This window comes from Niastella koreensis GR20-10 (assembly GCF_000246855.1).
Classification (GTDB): Bacteria; Bacteroidota; Bacteroidia; order Chitinophagales; family Chitinophagaceae; genus Niastella; species Niastella koreensis.
Window position 1 is genome coordinate 1,924,336 of sequence record NC_016609.1, and the last position, 16,439, is coordinate 1,940,774.

General features: G+C 45.3%; 12 protein-coding genes and 1 other RNA gene. 9 read left to right on the top strand and 4 right to left on the bottom strand.

Annotated elements, in window-relative coordinates; all coding sequences use genetic code 11:
• Nucleotides 1-67: 67 nt before the first annotated feature.
• Complete coding sequence (locus tag NIAKO_RS07650) at nucleotides 68-1,621, top strand: S10 family peptidase (protein ID WP_014217840.1); 1,554 nt, start codon at nucleotides 68-70, stop codon at nucleotides 1,619-1,621.
• 56 nt (nucleotides 1,622-1,677) lie between these two features.
• On the opposite strand, the gene NIAKO_RS07655 is transcribed toward NIAKO_RS07650, so the two are convergent.
• Nucleotides 1,678-2,172 carry a winged helix-turn-helix transcriptional regulator gene (locus NIAKO_RS07655; protein WP_014217841.1) on the bottom strand — a complete coding sequence of 165 codons (495 nt, stop codon included), beginning with the start codon at nucleotides 2,170-2,172 and terminating at the stop codon, nucleotides 1,678-1,680.
• Nucleotides 2,173-2,189: 17 nt separating this feature from the next.
• Here NIAKO_RS07655 and fabF point away from each other — a divergent pair, with 17 nt between their 5' ends.
• The 4 genes from fabF (at nucleotide 2,190) to NIAKO_RS07675 (ending at nucleotide 7,626) form a co-directional block, all read left to right on the top strand.
• Complete coding sequence (gene fabF / locus NIAKO_RS07660; protein WP_014217842.1) at nucleotides 2,190-3,431, top strand: beta-ketoacyl-ACP synthase II; 1,242 nt, start codon at nucleotides 2,190-2,192, stop codon at nucleotides 3,429-3,431.
• A 225-nt stretch (nucleotides 3,432-3,656) separates the two neighbouring features.
• Complete coding sequence (locus NIAKO_RS07665; RefSeq protein WP_014217843.1) at nucleotides 3,657-4,298, top strand: carbohydrate-binding family 9-like protein; 642 nt, start codon at nucleotides 3,657-3,659, stop codon at nucleotides 4,296-4,298.
• Between the two features lie 292 nt (nucleotides 4,299-4,590).
• Nucleotides 4,591-5,454, top strand: a complete 864-nt coding sequence (locus NIAKO_RS36500; RefSeq protein WP_014217844.1) for a DUF6089 family protein — start codon at nucleotides 4,591-4,593, stop codon at nucleotides 5,452-5,454.
• Nucleotides 5,455-5,703: 249 nt separating this feature from the next.
• Nucleotides 5,704-7,626, top strand: coding sequence for a menaquinone biosynthesis decarboxylase (locus NIAKO_RS07675; RefSeq protein WP_014217845.1), 1,923 nt, complete (start codon nucleotides 5,704-5,706; stop codon nucleotides 7,624-7,626).
• A gap of 67 nt (nucleotides 7,627-7,693) precedes the next feature.
• Here NIAKO_RS07675 and NIAKO_RS07680 read toward each other — a convergent pair whose 3' ends face one another.
• Complete coding sequence (locus NIAKO_RS07680) at nucleotides 7,694-8,974, bottom strand: ABC transporter permease (RefSeq protein WP_242675532.1); 1,281 nt, start codon at nucleotides 8,972-8,974, stop codon at nucleotides 7,694-7,696.
• A 101-nt stretch (nucleotides 8,975-9,075) separates the two neighbouring features.
• On the opposite strand from NIAKO_RS07680, the gene NIAKO_RS07685 reads away from it, so the two are divergent.
• The 3 genes from NIAKO_RS07685 to fsa all read left to right on the top strand — a co-directional run bounded on the left by NIAKO_RS07685 (nucleotide 9,076) and on the right by fsa (nucleotide 11,427).
• Nucleotides 9,076-10,368 carry a type IX secretion system plug protein gene (locus NIAKO_RS07685; protein ID WP_014217847.1) on the top strand — a complete coding sequence of 431 codons (1,293 nt, stop codon included), beginning with the start codon at nucleotides 9,076-9,078 and terminating at the stop codon, nucleotides 10,366-10,368.
• Between the two features lie 106 nt (nucleotides 10,369-10,474).
• Nucleotides 10,475-10,574: signal recognition particle sRNA small type (gene ffs / locus NIAKO_RS37555), an RNA gene on the top strand.
• 175 nt (nucleotides 10,575-10,749) lie between these two features.
• The gene (gene fsa / locus NIAKO_RS07690) at nucleotides 10,750-11,427 is read left to right on the top strand and encodes a fructose-6-phosphate aldolase (protein WP_014217848.1); all 678 of its coding nucleotides are present in this window, start codon (nucleotides 10,750-10,752) and stop codon (nucleotides 11,425-11,427) included.
• 100 nt (nucleotides 11,428-11,527) lie between these two features.
• Here fsa and NIAKO_RS07695 read toward each other — a convergent pair whose 3' ends face one another.
• Together NIAKO_RS07695 and NIAKO_RS07700 are read right to left on the bottom strand one after the other, a co-directional pair.
• The gene (locus tag NIAKO_RS07695) at nucleotides 11,528-11,965 is read right to left on the bottom strand and encodes a hypothetical protein (protein ID WP_014217849.1); all 438 of its coding nucleotides are present in this window, start codon (nucleotides 11,963-11,965) and stop codon (nucleotides 11,528-11,530) included.
• Between the two features lie 161 nt (nucleotides 11,966-12,126).
• The gene (locus NIAKO_RS07700) at nucleotides 12,127-12,456 is read right to left on the bottom strand and encodes an antibiotic biosynthesis monooxygenase family protein (protein WP_014217850.1); all 330 of its coding nucleotides are present in this window, start codon (nucleotides 12,454-12,456) and stop codon (nucleotides 12,127-12,129) included.
• Between the two features lie 288 nt (nucleotides 12,457-12,744).
• Here NIAKO_RS07700 and smc point away from each other — a divergent pair, with 288 nt between their 5' ends.
• Nucleotides 12,745-16,266 carry a chromosome segregation protein SMC gene (smc, locus tag NIAKO_RS07705; RefSeq protein WP_041348201.1) on the top strand — a complete coding sequence of 1,174 codons (3,522 nt, stop codon included), beginning with the start codon at nucleotides 12,745-12,747 and terminating at the stop codon, nucleotides 16,264-16,266.
• The last annotated feature ends 173 nt before the right edge of the window (nucleotides 16,267-16,439 follow it).

Sequence of the window (16,439 nt, forward strand, 5' to 3'; positions counted from 1 at the left end):
TTTGCCCGGTCTTTTACCGGCAGAACGGCTAAATTTGATAACTTGAATCAGAACAACTACATCAACCATGAGAAAAAATTTGCTACTCCTGGCATTCCTCACAGGTATTGCCATATCACTACATGCCCAAAGACGATCCGAAAGGCCCGATACGGAACCCATGCCGCCGAAAGTAGCGGCAAAACCGGCCGAAAATAACAACGCTAATACCATCCGCCTGGCGCTCGACAGCAGTGTAACCACCTCTAATGCCATTACCATTAAGGGACAACGTGTGCCCTATACGGCAACGGCAGGTACTATTCCGGTGTGGGATGAGAATGGCAAACCGCTTGCTGGTGTGTTTTATACCTATTATGAAAGATCAGATGTAAAAGACCTGGCTGCCCGCCCGCTGGTAATTTCTTTTAACGGTGGTCCCGGCACTTCGTCGGTTTGGATGGAGATCGGTTATACAGGACCGCGGATGCTGAAGATAGATGATGAAGGCTATCCCATTCAACCCTATGGACTGAGAGATAACCCGCATTCCATCCTGGATGTGGCCGATATTGTGTACGTTGATCCGGTGAATACCGGGTTTTCCCGTCCGGCCGATAAAGACATTCCACCCGCTACATTTTTTGGTGTGAACGCCGATATTAAATACCTCGCCGGTTGGATCAGCACTTTTGTAAGCCGCTACAAACGCTGGGCTTCGCCTAAATTCCTTATCGGTGAAAGTTATGGCACCACCCGGGTATCGGGACTGGCGCTGGAATTACAGAATAACCAGTGGATGTATTTGAACGGCGTGATCCTGGTTTCGCCTACCGACCTGGGCATCGAGCGCAATGGCCCTGTAGATGCAGCATTAAGCCTGCCTTATTATGCCGCCACAGCCTGGTATCACAAAAAATTACCCTCCGATCTGCAAAGCAAAGACCTCAATGCCCTGTTGCCCGAGGTAGAGACTTTTACGATCAATGAACTGTTACCCGCATTGGCCAAGGGTGGTAGCTTAACGGATGCAGAAAGAACCGCCATTGCGGCTAAAATGTCGCGGTATTCGGGTTTGTCACAGGAGTTTATTATCCAGAACAACCTGGAAATACTTACTTCAGCCTTCTGGAAAGAATTGTTACGCGATAAAGGCTATACCATTGGCCGCCTCGATAGCCGCTACCTGGGAATTGACCGGAAAGATGCAGGTATTACACCCGACTATAATGCGGAACTCAACTCCTGGTTACATGCATTTACCCCTGCCATCAATATGTATTTGCGCGATGAGTTGAAGTATAAGACCGACTTAAAGTATTATATGTTTGGCCCTGTACATCCCTGGGACCGGTCAAACGACCACACGGGGGAGAACCTTCGTCAGGCTATTGCGGAGAACCCGTTCCTGCATGTGTTGGTACAGAGTGGCTATTTTGACGGCGCCTGTGATTATTTCAACGCCAAATACAGTTTATGGCAGATAGATGCGGCTGGTAAATTAAAAGGCCGCCTGTCGTGGGAAGGATACCGCAGCGGTCATATGATGTATTTGCGAAAGGAAGACCTGGCTACGGCCAATCAGCACTTGCGTGATTTTATTTTGAAAGCGATTCCTGGTGACAAACCGGCGAAGTATTAATAGTTGATGGGGTTGACAGGGTTGATAGAGTTGACAAGTTAACTTTATCAACCCTGTCAACTTTTCAACTTGCTGGTGTGTTCCTGTGTTAATTTCTTTTTCATTTTGGCAACTCCCTGTTGGAGGCCTTTCTTTGCACAACCAATTATAATATCCCGCTCGGGATTAAGCTTGATGGTAGCATATTTATCCGACCATAACCCAATGCTCAGGATAATGGGCAGCAGGTCGATGCCTTTTTCGGTAAGGCTATACACAAAGCGTTGTTTGTGCAGGCTGTCTTTTTCTTTTTTAATGATCTTTTCTTTCTCCAGCATAGTCAGCCTGTCGGCCAGTAAGTTAGTGGCAATGCCTTCGGCAGAACCCAGGAACTCGTTGTAATACCGTTTGCCAAAAAACATAAGGTCGCGGATGATCAGCAACGACCACTTATCACCAAAGATTTCAATGCCATAATTCAGGGGGCAGTCAGAGCGCATATCGTTCCTGTTTTTACCACTTGCAAATATAAAGTAGTTTGACGTATCTTTGCTGCCACTTGATTTTTTCAAGTGGTTAAAGTTTTTATATGAAAAGAGTGGTTATTACCGGTTTGGGCGCGCTGACGCCCCTCGGCAACAATGTACAGGCTTTTATAAATAATTTATGGAAGGGTACCAGCGGGGCTGCACCCATAACCCGTTTTAATGCAGAGCGATTTAGAACAAAGTTTGCCTGTGAGTTGAAAGATTACGATGTAAAGACCCTGCTTGATAAAAAAGAAATAAAGAATTCAGACCTGTTCACCCAATATGCCCTGGTGGCGGCCGATGAGGCCATCAAAGATTCCGGCCTCGATTTCAGCAGCATGGACCCCTTTGATATTGGGGTGATCTGGGGATCAGGACAGGGCGGCATGCAAACTTTTGAAGAACAGGTGAGCGAATATATTGAGGGTGACAGAAATCCCCGGTTCAGCCCATTCTTTGTGCCCAAACTGATTGCCAACATGGCTTCGGGCATGATCTCCATTAAATACCGGTTAATGGGCATTAACTATACTACAGTATCGGCTTGCGCTACTTCCAATACCGCTATCATGGATGCGCTGAATTACATCAGGATGGGTAAAGCCAAAGTGTTTATCACCGGCGGATCGGAAGCGCCCATAACGGAAGCCTCCATTGGCGGTTTCTGTGCCATGAAAGCCATGTCGGTGCGGAATGATGATCCTGCTACGGGATCGAGACCATTTGATGTAAACCGCGATGGATTTGTAATGGGCGAGGGGGCCGGCGCCCTGGTACTGGAAGAGTATGAACATGCCCGCCAGCGGGGTGCAAAGATCTATGCGGAAGTGGCTGGTGCAGCCATGACAGCCGATGCCTGGCATATGACCGCTACCCATCCTGAAGGCCTGGGCGCTTTTCACGGTATGCGGCTGGCGTTGCAGGATGCAGGCCTGACTTCGGACCAGGTAGATTATGTAAATATGCACGCAACATCTACTCCCGTAGGTGACATAAGCGAAATAAACGCCATCACAAAAATGTTTGGCAATGATCTGGGCCGGGTTCACCTGAGCGCTACCAAATCAATGACCGGCCATTTGCTGGGCGCTGCCGGCGCTATTGAAGCTATTGCTTCTATAGCAAGTATAAACGAAGGCTTGATCCCACCCACTATCAATACCCGGGACCTCGATCCTGAATTACCCGCTGGCATTCAGATCGTATTAAAAGAGCCATTGAAGAAAGAAGTGAATGTGGCAATGAGTAACACCTTTGGCTTTGGCGGACATAATGGGATTGTGGTGTTTAAGAAAATTTAAGTTATAGCTGGTTTTAATATACCAGTGTTGCAGGTTTCAGGTTACAGGGCAATGCAATTGTTTTCCCTTGTAACCTGGAACCTGTAACTGTTTCTGAAACAACATGGGTTATACGCTAAACTTATAGCGCGTTTAAAACAAACGGTTGCGCAGTTTTAGTTTTCCAAATCATACCTACGGCGTAATTTTCGTGCTTCTTTTATTAAAAAGCTGCGGCCTTATTGTATGAATTTTCTGCGTGTTCCTTATTTGAGTGGCATAGATCAACATACTCCATTACATGAGATCTCATTGGTGCTGGATGCAGCGCCAAAGCATCAGCTCGTGTATGCGCCCTGGGCCGAATATCCTTATCACCCCGAAGTACACTTCTCCATAGCACATAGCAGCGATGCCGTATTCATAAAATACTTTGTAAAGGAAAAAACCATCAGGGCCGTTAATTATACCCTGAACTCACCCGTGTATAACGACAGCTGCGTGGAGTTTTTTATTGGCTTTAAAAATGAACCCGCCTACTATAATTTTGAGTTCAATTGCATTGGTACGCCGTTGATAGGTTATGGTGAAGATAGAACGAACCGCCGGTTGTTGCCAGCTGATATCAGTCAGCAGATAAAATACAAGTCGGTTCTCACCAATGATCAAGACCGGGAAGCCGTAGGGTGGGAGTTAACCCTATTGATACCTGTAACCGCGTTTTATTATCATCACCTGCCATCATTGAAAGGGCAGCATTGCGTGGCTAATTTTTATAAATGTGGCGATGAGTTGCCCGAACCGCATTTTGTATCCTGGTCGAATATTGAGTGGCCGCAACCAAACTTTCATTTACGCCAGTTTTTTGGCACCCTTGAATTTGAATAATTAGATAATGCGATAATTCGATAATGGAATACACTCCGAAAAGCTAAATTCTATAAAATTGCTGGAAGCTTGCCTAAAGCATTATCACATTTGCTAATTATCAAATTATCACATTACTTTGCATGCGCTATCCCGGTAGTCCCATGTCCTATGGGCAAAAAAACTAATTTGGCTTAATAGTTGCTTACCAACCCCCGATCAAAATTTCGCGTATCTACCCTTTAGCTTAAAAAGTTGACTGGAATCCGTTATCCCTGAGAACTTCTCTGAAACACTCATTAAAAAAAATTCCATGCGAAAACTTTTGCTATTAAGCATGTTTTGCCCTGTAATTGCGCTATCACAACAACGTTTTCATGTAACCTTGTTTGGCGGTTTGTCTAATTATGCGGGTGATCTGCAGGACCACAGATTTACCTTACAACAATCGAATTTTGCTTTTGGCGCCGGTCTTAAGTACGACATAACGCCTCATTTTGCAGCACGGCTGGCGTATAATCACGCGACTATTGAGGGGGACGATAAAAAAAGCAGTGACCCGGTATTACAGGCACGTAACCTGAGCTTTATTTCCAGGATCAATGAAGGAAGCCTGCTGTTTGAGTATACCCCGTTGAATATGGAGGATTATCTCATTTCTCCTTTTGTTTATGGCGGTGTAACGGTATTTCACTTCAACCCATATGCATATGACTCCATTGGTAATAAAATTTACCTGAAACCGCTGAGTACCGAAGGGCAGGGTTTGGCGGCTGACCGCAAACCTTACAACTTAACCCAGTTTGCTATTCCCGTTGGTATTGGGGTAAAATTCAGAATAAATGACAATACCGTTCTGGCATATGAGTTAAGCGCCCGTAAAACGTTTACCGATTACCTGGATGATGTAAGCACCACCTATTTTGACCAGGCTACCCTGGCCGCAGCGCATGGTCAAAAAGCCGTGGAAATGGCATACCGCGGTAATGAATTGAAAAATGGCAATCCCAACTATCCCGATCAGGGAGTTATCCGCGGTGGTTCAAAATATAAAGACTGGTATTATTTTACCGGTTTTACCCTGTACATTGGAATAGGCGGCGGCAATGGCGGTGGTCCGTTTAGCGGCGGTACCCGCGGCGGAAGAAATCAGCTGGGTTGCCCCAGAGTGCTGTAGGGATCGTGAAACGTCAAACGTGAAACGTGAAAGGGTTTCCGAAATTTCAGCCTTCTGCCTAAACTCATTATACAGTCCGGAAGAAACAGGTCACCGGGGCCTTTTTCTTCCGGACTTTTTCAATTCTTACCTCTATCAACTTTATCAACCTTGTCAACCCGCTCAACTTCCTGGTCAACTCGTCAACAAGTCAACTCGTCAACAGGTCAACTTGTTAACTTGTCAACCATATCAACTAACTTTGCACCCATGTCATATCGTAATCAGCAACATTTTATTGATACATTGGAGCAGGCAGGTGAATTGGTTCGTATCAAAGCCTACGTAGACCCCAAATTAGAAATAGCAGAAATTACAGATAGGATTAGTAAAACTACGGGTGGCGGCAAAGCCCTGTTGTTTGAAAATACCGGCTACGATTTTCCGGTGCTTATGAATGCGTACGGCAGCGAAAAACGCATGTGTTTGGCGCTGGGCGTTCAACACCTCGATGATGTGGCCCGGGATATTGAAAGCTTATTCCATTTACTGGCTTCTCCTAAAGAAAGCATTATAGATAAACTAAAGGTACTACCCAAATTATCGCAGTTTGCTTCCTGGATGCCCAAAGTAAAAAGTGGCAGAGGCGCCTGTCAGGAAGTGGTGATGGACAAACCCGATATTTCAAAACTGCCCGTGATCACCTGCTGGCCAAAAGATGGCGGTCCGTTTGTGACCCTGCCTGTTATTCATACAAAAGATCCGAATACACATACCCGCAATGTAGGCATGTACCGCATGCAGGTGTTTGGACCTGCTTTAACCGGTATGCACTGGCATAAACATAAAGTAAGCGCCAAACATTTTAATGAATATAAAAAGCTGAGCAAAAGAATGCCGGTGGCGGTAGCATTGGGTGGCGACCCGGCCTATGCTTATTCAGCAACTGCGCCGTTGCCTGAAAATGTGGATGAATATATGCTCGCCGGTTTTCTGCGAAAGAAAAAGGTGGAGCTGGTAAAATGTATTACACAACCGGAAATAGAAGTACCGGCCGATGCTGATTTTGTAATAGAAGGCTATGTTGACCCCAATGACGAACTGATCTGGGAAGGCCCATTCGGCGATCATACCGGGTATTATTCACTGCCCGACTGGTACCCGCGCTTTCATATCACTGCCATTACCCACAAGATAGATGCAGTGTATCCCGCTACCATTGTAGGCATACCTCCGCAGGAAGACGCCTGGCTGGGTAAAGCCACTGAACGTATTTTCCTGGCGCCGATAAAAATGACCATGGTGCCCGAAATTATTGATATGGATATGCCTGTAGAAGGCGTTTTTCATAACCTGGTTATAACAAAGATCAAAAAGGAATATGCCGGTCAGGGACAAAAAGTAATGAATGCCATGTGGGGCGCCGGTCAAATGATGTTTAATAAGATCCTGGTGCTGGCCGATGAAGGTGTGAAGATCCAGGACTACGCAAAACTGGCGGAATATGTATTCGCCAATATGAACCCGGCAACCGATATCTATTTGTCAAACGGACCTATGGATGTGTTGGACCACAGTTGCAGCAAACTGGGTTTTGGCGGTAAAATGTTTATTGATGGTTCCAAAAAATTTGATGAAGAAAGGGACGATTCATTTGAGTTTCCCATCTTAAGCAGCCGGTTCGATAAAAAATTAATGCAGCAGCAATTCCCTGAAATAAGAGGTATTAATGAGGCATTGCCAGCTATCCATATTCCCTGCCTGGTTATCTCTGTTGAGAAGAACCGCAAAGGGCATATTCGTGAGCTGCATCAGCAGATATGCAATACCGGCATGATAGAAGGAATAAAGATGGTGTTGTATGTGGAGCATACGGTAAATGCCAATGACCTGGCTGTAGCTTTATGGCGTTTCTGCAATAACCTCGATCCCCGCAGGGATAGCATCCTGGTACAACAACCTTCCCGGCAAATGCCTGGTAAAACCTGGGCCTGCATGGGATTGGATGGCACCATAAAAACTGCGGCGCTGGACGATTTTCAGCGCGACTGGCCAAACATCATTGTAGCCGACGATAAAACCATTGCATCGGTTGATGCCAAATGGAATACATTAGGATTGGGTGAGTTTATTCCTTCCCCTTCTTTGAAATTCAAGGACCAGATGTACGGGGAAGAAGCTGTTGTTAGTTAGTTCATAGTTCACTGTTCTCGGTTTTTTAATAATTGTGAACACTGAACTGAAAACTGCGAACTGAGAACTATCTGAACTGAATAGCTTTTATAGGCTGTACCTTCCAGATTATAATGGTGGGTATTAACAGTACTAAAAAGCAAATAGCAAAGGTGATGATGTTCACCGCGGCAATCTGCCACCATACAATATCAACGGCCGCCTGGGAAATATAATAAGCGTCTTCGGGTAATTTGATGAATCCGGTATATTGCTGCAGCCAGGCAATAAACAAACCGCAGATATTTCCCAATAGCAACCCAAAGAAGGTAATTACGGCGCCATGATAAAGGAAAACCGCCCGGATGGTACGATTGCGGGCGCCCAGCGCCTTTAACATCCCGATCATACGGGTGCGTTCCAGCACCAATATCAGCAAACAGGTAATTAAGTTCAGGATGGCTATGCCGGTCATAATGGCCAGTACTATCAGAATGGTTTTATTCTGCAGGTTCAGCCAGTCGAATATACTGGGATAAATGTATTTGATCGTATTGCTTTGTAACCCCAGGGGTATATCATCAACAATCTCTTCACTCACTTTATCCATGCGATTATAATCATGCAGGAAGATCTCATAACCACCGATCATCTCGGGGTTCCAGTCGTTTAACCGTTGGATCAGCTTTAGATCGCCAATGGCGATCAGTTTATCATATTCTTCAATACCGGTTTTAAAAATACCGGCCACTTTTAATTTGCGGGTACGGGGTGCTGCGCCCGGTTGAATGAAATAAATGAGCACCTGGTCATTCGTATCTAATTTTAACAAATTGGCTGTATAGGCGCTCAGCATAATTTCGTTACTGTAACCGCTATCAGTAAACTTCAGCCAACGACCCCTTACCCTGAATTTTTCCAGGTTATTGAAATCATAATCTCTTTCAACGCCTTTAAACAGTACGCCCTCGATGGTTTCAGCTGTTTTAAGAATGGCATTCTTGGTGGCAAATGCCTGCACGGTTTTGATCTCGGGATGTGATTTTCTGAGGTTGGTTACCGAATCACTGCGATGGATGGGTGATTCTTCGGCAATGGCAACCCGGGCCGAATAATAGCTTTGAATGCGGATATGTCCCCAGAAACTAAAAACCTTTTCACTGATGGTTTTTTGAAACCCGCTGGCAAACGTTAACGTCAGTATCATTACCGTAACGCTGATAACGGTGGCGCCAATTGACAACCGGATTACAAAACGGGAAAAAGATTTCTGTTGATTAAACGCGATTCTGCGTGCTATAAATGCGGCAATATTCAACCGGCATAATTTTAGTTGGTCAAAAGTAACACTATTAAAACCAGGTTCCAAGTTTCAGGCTTTTGACTTTCAGCCTTTGGTCGCCGTAGCTTTAGCGAAGGTGATTTTGCTTTGAGCTTTTTTCCTATTTTTAAAGGGACGAAACAAACAACATGAAAAATATTCTCATATTATTCGTATCTGTTCTTATTTCCTTTGCTGGAAATGCGCAATTGACTGAAGGCGTAAACATGCCAAACATCAAAACTGCCCAGTTATTCCCTTCGGGAAACCAATTGGGTTATCCTGTGGTGATGCTTAACAGTTCCGATAAGCTGGAACTGCATTTCGACGACCTGGATGGAAACGTTAAAAGTTACTCCTATACGTACCAGTTGTGCAATGCCGACTGGACGCCGGCTATGCTGAGCAGCTTTGATTTTATTAAAGGGTTTTCTTATCAACGCATCAGTACCTATCGCGTATCATCTGTCGCCTTTACCCATTACACGCATTATTCGGCTGTGGTGCCCGATAATAATTGTGCGCCTTCCCGTTCGGGCAATTATATCCTGAAAGTATACCTGAACGGCGATACGTCAAAAGTGGCGTTTACCAAACGCTTTCTGGTAGTGGATAACCAGACATCCATAACTGCATCGATACAACAACCATTTAACGGGGATATCTTCCGCACCTGGCAAAAAATACCCTTCCAGGTTGCCCTGGGCGACCGCTTACAGGTAATGAATCACCTGCAACAGATAAAAGTGATGATTTTGCAGGACAACCGGTGGGACAATGCCCTCATTAATGTAAAACCCACTTTTTTCTCTGGCAAAAAGCTTGATTTCAATACCGAAGAACAGATCGTAATGCCGGGTGGCAAAGAATGGCGCTGGCTCGATCTGCGCAGTCTTCGCCTGCAAAGCGATCGCATTGCAAAAGCCAATTACAACACCCGCAATACGGAAATATTTGTAAAACCCGATGTTGACAGAAGCCAGCAGCGGTTTGTATATTATAAAGACATCAACGGAATGTATACCGTAGAAACAACAGAAAGCCTTAATCCATACTGGCAAACCGATTATGCAACAGTACACTTCACCTACATTCCACCGGAAAATGTACCGTTTGAGAACAAGGACCTTTTTTTGATTGGAGCGTTGAATGGATATAACCTGGACGACAGCGCCAAGATGATTTTCAATAACGACACGCGGGTGTATGAAAGAACGCTTTTTCTGAAGCAGGGATACTATAACTACAATTATGTGACCGTTGATCGTAACGATCCAAAACGAGCCGCCAGTTATGAAAACACCGAAGGCAATTACTGGGATACCGAAAATGACTACATGATCCTGGTGTATTACCGGGCGTTGGCAGGCCGTGCCGATGAGCTGGTGGGCATTACACACATAAGTTCACTTACCGGGCGCAAAGGAATTGGCGGTCAATAGACAATCGGCAATAGGCAATAGGCAACTGGCAATAAAATAAACTTTTTAAAAGATTTTTGCCAATTGTCAATTGCTTATTGTCAATTGATTTCCCTACATTTGCACCCGGCAGGTCTTACACGACCAGCTCCCGCTGAACCCCCCCAGGGCCGGAAGGCAGCAAGGGTAGGTGGTTGTAGCGGTGCGATGTAAATCGCCTGCCTTTTTTTCTTTTTTTGGTGAACGCAATTTGCATGTAACCCAACAGAACTGCACCAGCAGATTAAAGAAACTGCCTCGGAAATACCAGCTCGCTCACTCAATTACTACATAGTTAAGCCTAAAAACAACGGGAAGTTGTAAATTGCATTTGCAATAAGCATTATAAAATCTATAATAATCATGAAGTTTTTTATTGATACAGCGAATCTTGCCCAAATTAAAGAAGCACACGACCTGGGTATTTTAGATGGCGTTACTACCAACCCCTCACTGATGGCCAAAGAAGGCATTAAAGGTGAAGATTCAGTGATGAAACATTACCTCACCATTTGCGAACTGGTTGATGGTGGCGATATAAGTGCAGAAGTGTTATCTACTAACGTACATGAAATTATTGAAGAAGGTAAAAAGCTGGCAGCTATTCACCCCAGCATTGTGGTAAAAGTACCGATGATCAAAGATGGCGTGAAAGCGTTGAAATGGTTCTCTGACAACGGTATTAAAACCAATTGTACGTTGGTGTTCTCTGCCGGTCAGGCAATTCTGGCTGCAAAAGCTGGCGCCAACTACGTATCACCGTTCATTGGCCGTATCGACGATAGCAACTGGGATGGTGTTGAACTGATTAAACAAATTTCACAGATCTATAAAATTCAGGGATACAAAACAGAGATCCTGGCGGCTTCTATCCGCAGCCCATTGCATATTGTAAAATGTGCTGAAGCTGGTGCTGATGTGGTTACTTCACCACTGGAACCAATCCTGGGCCTGTTGAAACATCCGTTAACTGATATCGGACTGGCTAAATTCTTAGATGATGCTAAGAAAATGCAAGCTGAGTTAGCCGGAGCCAAGTAAGAAATATCGAACGAAAAATATTGAATGTCGAATGTCGAAGTTTGTATTTACTTCAACATTCGGCATTTTTTATTCGACATTCGATATTCTAAGAGGTAAATCAGGAGCGGGAACTTCGCTTACTTCTTCGGGAAGCGGGTGTGTTCAGGATTTCATCAACCGTTCGCAGCCGTTCGTTGTCTTCTGCTTTCTTGAGATAGATGTCTATTTCCTTCCAGATGGTGTTGTTACTTTTCAACACCGCCTTTACCGTCACTTTTTCTCCTTTGAAAGCGGTGTCAAGCACCAGGCTGTTACCCACAAATTTTCCGGCAGTGGAAGTAAAGTCAATCTCTTTATTGGTCAGCGGCAGCCAGTGGCCATTAGAAAGCTTGCCATCTACATTAATATAATTATGCACACCCTTTTTTAGGCTGTCGGTATAGAGGTGAAAGAAAATACTGTCAACCTGCTGGGCGCGGCCAACCAGGCTGACGGTGGTAATCAACAACAATAATAAAAGCTGTTTAACGGGTACGATGGTGATCTTTTTCAACATGATGTATGGCGTATAATTCTATTCAAAAATACAACGGTTTAATGGTCGTATTATTTGACTCCGGCCAGGTCCCCGGGTTATTTTACCGGCCTGTAAATTCCTGTTAAAGACAGCCGAAAGCTATTAAGGCAGCTATAAACTTTGAACTTTAAACTTTGAACTTAAAACTGAGAACTTATAATCGGCGAAAAGGTCAGCACTTCCTCATAATGCCGTACCACCGGGTCGTACCGCACCATCATTTCCTGGGCTATAGGCGGCACCACAGCGATATCGGCGGTTTCGCCTGCAAATTTCTTAATAGCGTCCATATTTTCCCAGTAGGTCACAACCAGGTACTCAATACCATCCGTAACTACCCGTTGCAGGATGGACGCATTTAAAAATCCTTTAATAGAGGACAGCTTCTTCAACGTGTCGTTCTGTAAATGGTGGAGATAATCGGCTGAACGCTCAGGTTTTACAACACCTGTCCAGTTTCTGGTAATCATAGCACGATGGGTTTGATTGGTAATTTACGCCAAACGCTTAACGCCTAACGCTTAATGCGAAAACAGTTATCAACAGTAATAAAGCAATTGGTGTTCCGGGCTTTTGCGTTCAGCCTTCTGTATTCAGCGTTTTGCCTTCAGAATTACTCACAACATATTAACATTTATAAACACAATTTCACAGGCATGTTCCACAAAAGTGCACAACTTTTGAGTTTGGTTAGCCGAAGCGGCACTATTTTTATCCCTATTGGTTATATTTGTCGTTTCCTAAAAAAAATAGATCAAGTGCGCTTAAAAAGCTTAGAAATCAAAGGGTTCAAGAGTTTTGCCGATAAAACCGTACTTCATTTCGATGAGGGTATTACGGGTGTTATCGGGCCAAACGGTTGTGGTAAGAGTAATATTATCGACAGTATCCGCTGGGTGATCGGGGAGCAGAAGATCAGTCATCTTCGTAGTGAAAACCTTGAAAGCCTGGTATTTAACGGGTCTAAAACCCGGTCGGCCAGTGGTTTGGCCGAAGTGAGCCTCACCTTTGAAAATACCCGGAATCTGCTGCCTACCGAATTCAGCACCATTACTGTAACCCGTAAATTCTACAAAAGCGGGGAAAGTGAATACCGCCTGAATGATGTGCAATGCCGCTTGCGCGATATCCAGAACCTGTTTATGGATACCGGGGTGAGTACCGACAGCTACGCCATCATTGAGCTGGGGATGGTTGATGAGATCATTAAAGATAAGGAGAACAGCCGGCGCCGCATGCTGGAACAGGCCGCCGGGATCACTATCTATAAAACCCGTAAAAAGGAAGCCAAACAAAAACTCGATGCCACCGAGCAGGACCTGGCCCGTATCGAGGACTTGTTGTTTGAAATAAACAACCAGTTAAAAACCCTGGAGAACCAGGCTAAAAAAGCAGAGAAATACTACGAAATAAAGAAGGAATACCGCGAGCTGAGCATTGAGCTGGCAAAAGCCGCTCTCGAAGGGTTCAACCTCACGTATCGCGATCTGAATAGTCAATCTGAAGTGGAAACCGATAAAAAGGTTCGGTTAGATGCTGAGGTTGCCAACGAAGAAGCGGTGATTGAGCAGGAAAAAGTAGGGTTCATTGAAAAAGAACGCGCCCTGCAAAGTATGCAGCACGAGTTTAACGACCTGTTGCAAACCCTGCGCACCAAGGAAAATGAAAAGAACCTGGCTTCTCAACGCCTCAAGTTCCTGCAAGAACGGGAGAATAGTTTGCAGGAGTTCTTAAATAAGAGCGAAGGCACGCTGAAAGGCCTGGAAGAAAGCATTGAATTTACCAGGATATCAGTAGAAGAAGAAAAGGGCAAACTGGAAGGATTGGAACAAATGGTGGAAGACCATAAAGATGCCGTAGATAACGCCCGGGCCATCTTCGACGAAAAAAGAACCCACGTAGATCGCCTGCGTGCTGAAAACCTCAGCCTGCAACGCAACCAGTTCGATGCAGAAAAGAAGGTAGCCGTAGCCGACACCTCAATTCAGAACGTACAGAAAGCCATCAACCAGATAGAAGAAGAACGCGAAGCCCGCTACAGCCAGATAAAACAACTGGAAGAAGAGAAAATGGTGAAGGAGCAGGAGTTGGAAAAAAGGCAACGTGACCTGGTTCAGTTACAGGACCACCAGGAAAGAACAAAAGAACAGATCTTACAGGCCCAGGGTCAGCTGGAATCATTACGTCAGCAACTGGCCGAGGAAGGTAGAAAACTGGATGCCAAAAAGAACGAGCGCGATCTGCTGAAAAGCCTGATCGACTCCATGGAAGGCTATCCGGAGAGTGTGAAGTTCCTTCATAACAATCCGGGCTGGAACCATAAAGCGCCCATTTTATCAGACATCATTTACGTAAAAGAAGAGTTCCGGGCCGCCGTTGAAAACGTGCTGGAGCCTTACCTCAACTATTACGTGGTAAATAACCTGCAGGAAGGCTTACAGGCCGTGCACCTGCTGGATAATAACAAAAAAGGTAAAGCGAATTTCTTCCTGCTCGATAAATTAAACGAAGCTAAGAGCGAAGGCGGTCATGCACCTGCCAATACCATCGCTGCCATGGAAGTAATTGAGGTAGATGCCCAATACCGCCACCTGGCCGAATACTTACTGGGTAATGTATTTATCGCCGAAAACGACGATGCACTGGCTACCAGCAATGGATCAGTGGTGCTGGAGAAAACCGGTAAATATGTAAAAGGCAAGTTCTCCTTAACCGGTGGTAGCGTTGGTTTATTTGAAGGTAAAAAGATCGGTCGTGCCAAGAACCTGGAGAAATTACACGAAGAGATCGTAGCGCTGGAAGGCGTTGTACAGGATTTGAAAGATGGTATTCAGCAAAAACACAACGAGGTAATTGGCTACAACGAGCAATTGAAAGATACCGCCATTAAACAGGCGCAACAGGATATTAATACCCTGACCAACCAGATGTTTTCCCTGGAGAACAAAATGGAAAACCTGCACGGTTCGCAAAGTTCTTCCCAAAACCGGCTGGAAGAACTGCAAATGAACCTGGAAGAAACCACTTCTTCTATCTCTGGCACCCGCCAGCAATGGATGGAGCTGGTAAATCAGCTGCAGGAGCTGGGCGAGCAACTGGCAAGTGTAGAAAACGAATACAAAAGAGCCGAAGGCGAGTATACCAACGCGCAAACGGTATTCAACGAATATAACCTGCAGTTAACGCGTCAAACCAGCAAGATCAACTCACTGACGACGGAGTTGCAGTTCAAGAGCAAACAGCTGGTGGAGTTGCAGGCTCAGGTGGAGACCAATGCATCGCAGTTAAAGCAAACATTGGAGAACATCACGGAAAGTGCAGACCAGCTGGCTACTGCCGAAAACGCACTGGTTGACATGATGCGCCGCAAGGAAGAAGAAGAGAAAAAGCTGAACGAAGCTGACCAGGCTTTTTACAATATGCGTAATGCCCTGGGTGAAAAAGAAACCCAGCTGCGTCAGAAATCAAAAGAAAGAGAGCAGACCGAGCATTTGCTGAATGAAATAAAAGACAAACTGAATGAACTGAAACTCCAGCTGGCGGGGATGAAAGAGCGGTTGAATGTGGAGTTCAAGATCAACCTGGATGATATCCTGGATCAACCCCGTACGGGCGAAACGCCGGTAGAGGAGTTGCAGGAAAAAGGCGACCGGATGAAAAAACGGTTGGAGAACCTGGGTGAGGTGAACCCCACCGCCATCGAAGCCTTCCAGGAAATGAAAAAACGCTACGAGTTCATTCTGGAACAAAAGAACGACCTGGTAACGGCCAAAGACAGCCTGTTACAAACCATTCAAGAAGTAGAAGCAACTGCCAACCAGCAGTTCCTCGACACCTTCAATAAGGTGCGCGAGAACTTCCAGAAGGTGTTCAAGGCATTGTTCACCGAAGACGATTCGGCAGATATGATCCTGATGAATCCCGAGAACCTGGCGGAGACCAGTATCGATATTGTGGCCAAACCTAAGGGTAAACGCCCGTCATCGATCACACAGCTGAGTGGTGGTGAGAAAACATTAACGTCAACAGCGCTGCTGTTTGCGATCTACCTGATCAAACCGGCGCCGTTCTGTATCCTCGATGAGGTGGATGCGCCGCTCGATGACGCCAACGTAGGTAAGTTCACGCAAATGATCCGCAAGTTCAGCCAGGAGAGCCAGTTCATCATTGTAACGCACAATAAACAAACGATGAGTGCGGTAGATGTGATCTATGGGGTAACCATGCAGGAACCCGGGGTGAGCAAACTGGTACCGGTTGACTTCCGGAACCTGAATTAATACGAGGTTTAATGATTAGATATAAATAACCCGTTCGCCGGCAGGCGGATGGGTTTTTTGTTGAAACCAACCGCACGGATATTACCCAAAAGTGCACGGATTTTGGGTAAAAATGCACAGTTACAAACTTGCACAAAAAGTTTTAGCAACAAATGTTTACTTTTGCGGCACTT

Bases quoted from the DNA above. Each gene is read 5' to 3' on its own strand.
- NIAKO_RS07675 (WP_014217845.1), top strand. From the start codon at position 5,704: ATGTCATATCGTAATCAGCAACATTTTATTGATACATTGGAGCAGGCA.
- NIAKO_RS07650 (WP_014217840.1), top strand. From the start codon at position 68: ATGAGAAAAAATTTGCTACTCCTGGCATTCCTCACAGGTATTGCCATA.
- fabF (WP_014217842.1), top strand. From the start codon at position 2,190: ATGAAAAGAGTGGTTATTACCGGTTTGGGCGCGCTGACGCCCCTCGGC.
- NIAKO_RS07665 (WP_014217843.1), top strand. From the start codon at position 3,657: ATGAATTTTCTGCGTGTTCCTTATTTGAGTGGCATAGATCAACATACT.
- NIAKO_RS07685 (WP_014217847.1), top strand. From the start codon at position 9,076: ATGAAAAATATTCTCATATTATTCGTATCTGTTCTTATTTCCTTTGCT.
- fsa (WP_014217848.1), top strand. From the start codon at position 10,750: ATGAAGTTTTTTATTGATACAGCGAATCTTGCCCAAATTAAAGAAGCA.
- NIAKO_RS07695 (WP_014217849.1), bottom strand. From the start codon at position 11,965: ATGTTGAAAAAGATCACCATCGTACCCGTTAAACAGCTTTTATTATTG.
- NIAKO_RS36500 (WP_014217844.1), top strand. From the start codon at position 4,591: ATGCGAAAACTTTTGCTATTAAGCATGTTTTGCCCTGTAATTGCGCTA.
- NIAKO_RS07700 (WP_014217850.1), bottom strand. From the start codon at position 12,456: ATGATTACCAGAAACTGGACAGGTGTTGTAAAACCTGAGCGTTCAGCC.